The sequence below is a fragment of the Arthrospira sp. PCC 8006 genome (genome assembly GCF_046480465.1).
Taxonomy (GTDB): Bacteria; Cyanobacteriota; Cyanobacteriia; order Cyanobacteriales; family Microcoleaceae; genus Limnospira; species Limnospira platensis.
Genome location: NZ_PKGG01000320.1, coordinates 1 through 4,352, shown reverse-complemented (window position 1 = coordinate 4,352; position 4,352 = coordinate 1). Strand labels below are relative to the sequence as shown.

General features: G+C 48.8%; 4 protein-coding genes. All 4 read left to right on the top strand.

The window, feature by feature from the left end; all coding sequences use genetic code 11:
• Positions 1-560: 560 nt before the first annotated feature.
• The 4 genes from B9T16_RS26355 (at position 561) to B9T16_RS26340 (ending at position 4,234) form a co-directional block, all read left to right on the top strand.
• Positions 561-2,384, top strand: coding sequence for an SUMF1/EgtB/PvdO family nonheme iron enzyme (locus tag B9T16_RS26355; RefSeq protein ID WP_410246147.1), 1,824 nt, complete (start codon positions 561-563; stop codon positions 2,382-2,384).
• 162 nt (positions 2,385-2,546) lie between these two features.
• The gene (gene avd, locus B9T16_RS26350; RefSeq protein ID WP_410246146.1) at positions 2,547-2,894 is read left to right on the top strand and encodes a diversity-generating retroelement protein Avd; all 348 of its coding nucleotides are present in this window, start codon (positions 2,547-2,549) and stop codon (positions 2,892-2,894) included.
• A gap of 10 nt (positions 2,895-2,904) precedes the next feature.
• Entirely contained in the window at positions 2,905-3,963 is a 1,059-nt protein-coding gene (locus B9T16_RS26345; RefSeq protein WP_410246145.1) for a reverse transcriptase domain-containing protein, read from the top strand.
• 22 nt (positions 3,964-3,985) lie between these two features.
• A complete protein-coding gene (locus tag B9T16_RS26340) occupies positions 3,986-4,234 on the top strand; it encodes a hypothetical protein (RefSeq protein ID WP_410245457.1) in 249 nt (82 codons plus the stop codon).
• Positions 4,235-4,352 lie beyond the last annotated feature (118 nt).

The following is a 4,352-nucleotide window of genomic DNA, read 5'->3' as shown; positions in this document are numbered from 1 at the left end:
GCGAAACCCAACTTCACCATCCGTGAGTGAAGCGCAGCGAAACCCAACTTCCCAGTGTAGGTTTGTGTGAAGCGCAGCGAAACCCAACTTCCCAGTGTAGGTTGGTGTGAAGCGCAGCGAAACCCAACTTCCCAGTGTAGGTTGGTATGAAGCGCATCGAAACCCAACKTCCCATTGTAGGTTGGTGTGAAGCGCAGGRRKGTGGGTGAAGYTCWGMRAAACCCMACTTCCCCAGTGTACCATTGTAGGTTGTGTKAAGCGCAGCGAAACCCAACTTTCCCATTGTAGGTTGTGTGAAGCGCAGCGAAACCCAACTTCCCCAGTGTACCATTGTAGGTTGTGTGAAGCGCAGCGAAACCCAACTTCCCATTGTAGGTTGGTGTGAAGCGCAGGTATGTAGGTTGGTGTGAAGCGCAGCGAAACCCAACTTTCCAGTGTAGGTTGGTGTGAAGCGCAGCGAAACCCAGCTTCCCCCGGCGAAACCGGGTTTCTGTGAAAAAGCCGGTTAATTTTCGGCATTTATGGTAATGTAAAATCAGATATCAATAACCATCCTGATTATGAGCCAGTGTCTGAACCCAGACTGCCTCCACAGCAACCCCGAAGGTTGTCAGTTCTGCCAAAAATGTGGTAGTAAACTCCGACTGGTTGAACGCTACTATGCTAAAAGCATCCTCGGACAAAGAGGGTTCGGACGCACATTTCTGGCTGTCGATGACTTCAAACCTTCTAAACCTCCCTGTGTGATTAAGCAATTCCTTCCCCAGGCGCAAGGAACCGCTACCCTCCAAAAAGCCGCCCAATTATTCGACCAAGAAGCCCAACGTTTAGAACTCCTCGGCAAACATTCCCAAATCCCCGAACTTTTGGCTTATTTTACCGCTGATAACCGTCAATATTTAGTTCAGGAATTTATCGAAGGGGAAACCCTACAACAGGAGCTAGATAATCAAGGCGCTTTTACGGAAAATCAAATCATTGCCCTGCTCAAGGATTTATTGCCAGTTTTGGATTTCGTTCACCAAAATAAAGTAATTCACCGGGATATTAAACCGGAAAATATCATTAGACGCGCCAGTGATAAAAAGTTAGTCCTCGTGGATTTTGGGGCGGCTAAACAGGTGCAGCGCACATCTCTGAGCGTCACCGGAACGGTTATCGGTTCGGCGGAATATTGCGCCCCGGAACAGGCGATGGGAAAACCTCAATATGGGAGTGATTTATATAGTTTAGGGGTGACTTGTTTATATCTGCTAACCCAAGCGAGTCCGTCTGATTTATATGACCCATTAGAAGCACAATGGGTGTGGCGTGAGCATTTAAATGGGAATCAGGTGAGTGATAAATTAGGCAAAATCTTAGACCGTTTGGCTGAGACAGTCTTTAAAAAACGCTATCAATCTGTAGCCGAAGTGTGGGCAGATTTACAGGGATATTCTGGTCGTAAAAAGACTCCCCTTATAACTCCAAAAACTCCCACCCAGAAGTTTGAATTTGATATCGTTACGGTCAATTCAAAGGGACAACAAATTAACTGCCGTCGCGGTCAGGCTGAATGTATTATCGAAGACCTGGGAAACGGTGTAACCCTGGAGATGGTAATGATTCCGGGGGGAACCTTTATTATGGGTGCGCCGAGTGGTGAAGTACAAAGTTCTGATGATGAAAGACCCCAACACCGAGTCACCATTAAACCCTTCCTGATGGGGAAATATCCGGTTACCCAAGCACAATGGCGACAAGTGGTTAGTTTCCCCAAACTCCAACGGGACCTGAGCCCAGACCCCTCAAGATTTAAAGGATTAAATCTTCCCGTTGAAAAAGTTTCATGGTATGATGTAGTTGAGTGGTGTGCCCGCCTCTCGAAAAGAATCGGCAAACCCTACCGATTACCCAGTGAAGCGGAGTGGGAATATGCAGCCCGCGCCGGAACTACTAGCCCCTTTCACGTCGGTGATACCCTGACCACCGACCTCGCCAACTATAATGGCGACTACACCTATGGCTCAGGACCCAAGGGAGCCTACCGCCAAAAAACTACCCCCGTCGGTCAGTTTCAACAAGCCAACGCCTTTGGCTTGTATGATATCCACGGGAATGTTTGGGAGTGGTGCGCTGACCCCTGGCACGACAGCTACAAGGGTGCGCCTTCTGATTCTGATGGTGGTGTGTGGGATGCTGGTAACGATAATCGTTATCAAAACTATATTGAATATTTAGTCAACTTTTTGAGCAACACAAACAGGAGGGTGCTGCGCGGCGGTTCGTGGTACTACGCTCCTGGGTACTGCCGTTGTGCCTTCCGCTTCAGGCACGGCCCGGACTACCTCAACAACTTCAACGGTTTTCGGGTAGCCTGTGCCCCCCCGACTCTTAGCCCTTAGCCCTTAGCCCTCTTGCCCTTTTGCCCTTTACCCTGTTAGCCATTTGCCCTTTTGAGCGAGCGCAGCGAGCTTTTTTTATATTTCCTAAATTTTACACCATCATATCTGGATTTGTGTGTAAAGAAATGTTAAATTTAAATTGCCCTTGTGTAAACAACAACGATGTCCGGCCCCGAATTACCGATTATTCAGAAAACAAATGATCTGATCAAATGGTATGTTCCGATTTTGAACCGTCTTCCCAAGGATCACAAATTTATTTTGGGAACTCGCATCATCAACAGCCTTTATGATATCCTGGAGGGACTCATTCGCGCCAGGTATGCCAAAGAAAAACTCTCTTACCTGGAGGCGATGAACACCGAGCTGGATATTTTGCGCTATCAAACCCGATTACTTCTGGATTTTGAGTTAATTTCTCTCAAGCGCTACGAATACATCGGGAAACAGGTCAACGAAATCGGTATCGAACTCGGCGGTTGGATTAAACAACAGCGAAACCGTAAATAAATACCCACCCATGAAACGATATAGCAATCTATGGCCCGATGTCATCGACTTTGAGAACCTTTTTAAAGCGTCTCGCCAAGCCCAACGGGGGAAAAGATACCGCCAAAACGTTCTCGAGTTCAATGATAACCTAGAATCGGAATTAATACAACTCCAGCAAGAATTATCCGCACAAACCTACCAGCCCGGAGAGTATCGAACCTTCGAGATATTTGAACCCAAAAGACGGGTCATTTCCGCCGCTCCCTACCGCGATCGAGTCGTCCACCACGCCCTTTGCCACGTCATCGCCCCCATTTTTGAGCGCACGTTTATTGCCGACTCTTATGCTAACCGCGTCGGTTTCGGAACCCACCGCGCCCTCAAAACATTTACCACCTTTGCGCGATCGAGTCCCTACGTCCTCCAGTGCGACATCAAGAAATATTTTCCTAGTATCGATCGCGAAATTCTCAAAACCCTGCTGTGGCGCAAAATCAAATGTAAAAACACCCTCTGGCTAATCGATTTAATCATCGACAACAGCAACGAACAATTGCCCGTCCTCGACTACTTCCCCGGCGATGACCTCCWCACCCCCATCGGGCGGCAACGGGGACTTCCCATCGGCAATTTAACCAGCCAATTTTTCGCCAACGTCTACCTAAACGGCTTGGACCATTTCATCAAAGAACAACTGAAAGTCAAGAAATATGTCCGCTACGTCGATGACTTCGCCCTGTTTGCAGATTCCCACTCATTCCTTGCTGATGCCCGCACCGAAATCGAAACCTATTTAACCCAACTGCGGCTCAAAATTCATCCCATCAAAAGCCAACTGTTTGAAGCCAAACACGGTGCCAATTTCCTCGGCTTTCGCATTTTCCCAGATTATATTCGCGTCCGCAGCGACAACTTGAAGCGGGGCCGAAAACGGCTGCGAAAGTTGCAAAAAAACTATGTTTGTGGTAAGATTAGCAAGTCAGAAGTCGAACAATCTTTGCAGAGTTGGTTCGCCCACCTCAACCACGGTGACACCTGGCGACTGCAACAACAGCTATTCGCTTCTCTCGCCTGGGTGAGGGAGTGAAGAGGGGTTCAGGCTACCCCGAGTGCTGCGCGGCGGTTCGTGGAACAACAATCCTGAAAACTGCCGTTGTGCCAACCGCAACAGGAACGACCCGGACAACCTCAACAACAACAACGGTTTTCGGGTAGCCTGTGCCCCCCCAAGACTCTTCCGTGCCAGAGCCGATGGATGGGAATTTGTCGGGTGTGCCGTAGAAGAGTCTAGCCTGATTCCCGAGATGTCGGCGACGGCATCCGAAAATCAAACCGAGTCAGGTAGCTTGGTAGGGTAACCGAACAGTTGCTTGACTCAGCTATCTGCCAGTGAGCAATCGGGTTTCGCCAATGCCGAACCCGGGACTTGAAGCCAAATTACAACCTATAACCCCTATTCTACCCTCACACTGATGC